Source organism: Shewanella sp. SG41-4, assembly GCF_014164505.1.
In the GTDB taxonomy this organism is placed as follows: Bacteria; Pseudomonadota; Gammaproteobacteria; order Enterobacterales; family Shewanellaceae; genus Shewanella.
In genome coordinates, this window is sequence record NZ_JACJFI010000415.1 from 1 (window position 1) to 2,552 (window position 2,552).

Below are 2,552 nucleotides of genomic sequence, written 5' to 3' on the forward strand. Positions count from 1 at the left end.
CAATGCCAAAAATACCCACTAGCGTATCTAACTTTTCAGCTAGTGCAACCGCACACGACACTGTAGCCGTTGGTACTGTATCACCAGAAAATTTAGGTTTGTACTGTTCTTCAAGTGCAATAGCAACAGCTTCTGTTTCGCCATCTAAGCGGGCGTAATGCATGCCCATAGTGCCTTGAGTATCAGTAAACTCCATGACCATGTTGGTCATAAGGTCTGCTTTAGACAATAAACCGGCGCGACTAGCATCTACATTGTTGGTCTCAACACCGTTGTTGTTCATTTGCGTCGCAATGAAACCTGCAAGTTCCGAAATACGTTCAACACGCGCTTTCAATGTGCCTAATTGTTTTTGAAACACCACGGTTTCTAAGCTGGCAATACGAGATGCTAATGTCTGCTTTTTATCGGTGTTAAAGAAAAACTCTGCATCAGCCAGACGTGGGCGAACCACTTTTTCGTTGCCTGAAATAATCTGCTGTGGATCTTTAGATTCGATATTAGTAACAAAGATAAAGTTAGGCAATAATTTGCCGGCTTTATCAAATACTGGGAAATATTTTTGATCACCTTTCATGGTGTAAACTAAGGCTTCTGAAGGCACATTTAAAAACTTTTCTTCAAAGCTAGCTGTTAGCACTATTGGCCATTCAACCAGTGAAGCCACTTCTTCAAGTAGTCCATCTTGAATGTCGGCAATACCACCTAATTTTGCTGCAGCTGCTTCAGCATCAGCTTTGATTATTGATTTACGTAATTCATAATCTGCTAGAACTTTACCTTGCTCTTTTAGCGCGGCTAAATAATTGTCAGCATGATCCAACTCAAAGCTGGCTTTACCCATAAAGCGGTGGCCACGAATAATGCGGTTAGATGTAATACCAAGTAATTCACCAGCAACTAATTCGCTACCTAATAACATTGTCACGGTGTGAACCGGGCGAATAAACTGAGTTTTGTTGTTACCCCAACGCATTGGCTTAGGGATTGGTAACTTATCTAGTGCGCGCTGTGCCATGTCAGCTATTAAGCTTTTGGTTTCAACGCCAACCACTTTAGCTTGATGGACTAACCATTCACCTTTATCGGTGACTAATCGCTCTGCTTGCTCAACCGTAATACCGTTACCACGAGCCCAGCCTTGTGCTGCTTTAGTTGGGTTACCGTCAGCATCAAATGCTGAGCTAACCGCGGGGCCGCGTTTTTCAACGACTTTATCAGCTTGTGCTAATGCTAGACCCAACACATTAATCGCTAAGCGGCGAGGGGCGGCATACCAAACTGCAGATTCATAAGGTAAATCAGCTTTAGTTAATTCATCTGTAAAGCTCGTTAAAAATGATTCAGCTAACGTGCGCAGCGCTTTTGGTGGTAATTCTTCGGTACCAACTTCAATGAGTAAGTTTTCAAAATTCATTCGTTACCTCTACTTACACATTGGGAAGCCAAGAGCTTCACGTGCTTGATAATAAGATTCTGCAACACCTTTTGCCATAGTTCGAACGCGAAGGATATAACGCTGACGTTCAGTGACTGATATAGCATGGCGAGCATCAAGTAAGTTAAAAGCGTGTGAGGCTTTCATTACTTGCTCGTAAGCAGGTAGTGGTAATGGCTTTTCTAGTGATAGTAAGTACATGCACATCTTTTCACATTGATCGAATAGGGTGAACATAAAATCGACATCGGCATGTTCGAAGTTATAGGTAGACTGTTCTACTTCGTTCTGATGGAAAATGTCACCATAAGTGACACGACCAAGTGGTCCGTCAGTCCAAACAAGATCGTATACGCTATCAACTTCTTGAATGTACATGGCTAAACGCTCAAGCCCGTAAGTGATTTCACCTGTAACAGGGCTACATTCAATTCCGCCAACTTGTTGGAAGTAGGTGAACTGAGTCACTTCCATACCATTAAGCCAAATTTCCCAGCCTAAACCCCAAGCACCTAATGTTGGTGACTCCCAGTTATCTTCAACAAAACGAATGTCATGTACTTTGGTGTCTATGCCAAGCGCTTCAAGTGAGCCTAAATAAAGCTCTTGAATGTTATCTGGAGATGGCTTTAGGACTACTTGAAATTGGTAGTAATGTTGCAGGCGGTTTGGGTTTTCACCATAACGTCCATCAGTAGGACGGCGAGACGGTTGCACGTATGCACTGCTCATTGGCTCAGGGCCTAATGAACGTAAGAACGTCTGCGGGTGGAAAGTACCAGCGCCAACTTCCATATCTAGAGGTTGAACAATTGCGCAACCTTGCTGCGCCCAATATTCCTGAAGGGTTAGGATGAAACCCTGAAATGTCTTTACGTCGTGTTTCGTCGTCATGTCTACTACTGTCAGGCTATTAATAGAAAATGTTAATGATTATACCTTGTAGAGCAAGGCAGATGTAGGTTATTTTTTAACGTACTAATAAAAACGTTAATGGAACCATACCATGCAAGTTAACCGATGTGGCTGGGTAAGTGAAGACCCTTTATATCAGCATTACCACGATACAGTATGGGGACGTCCAGAGTTTGATGCTAAACAGCTTTTTGCTAAG

The 2,552-nt window shown here is 42.8% G+C and carries 3 protein-coding genes; 1 reads left to right on the top strand and 2 read right to left on the bottom strand.

The window, feature by feature from the left end:
- A partial coding sequence (gene glyS, locus H5202_RS20455) for a glycine--tRNA ligase subunit beta (protein WP_182773684.1) occupies window positions 1-1,417 on the bottom strand: 1,417 nt, incomplete at its 3' end.
- Window positions 1,418-1,426: 9 nt separating this feature from the next.
- Complete coding sequence (gene glyQ, locus H5202_RS20460; protein ID WP_182773685.1) at window positions 1,427-2,332, bottom strand: glycine--tRNA ligase subunit alpha; 906 nt, start codon at window positions 2,330-2,332, stop codon at window positions 1,427-1,429.
- 112 nt (window positions 2,333-2,444) lie between these two features.
- Here glyQ and H5202_RS20465 point away from each other — a divergent pair.
- Window positions 2,445-2,552: DNA-3-methyladenine glycosylase I (locus H5202_RS20465; protein WP_182773686.1), on the top strand; the 108-nt coding region annotated here is incomplete at its 3' end.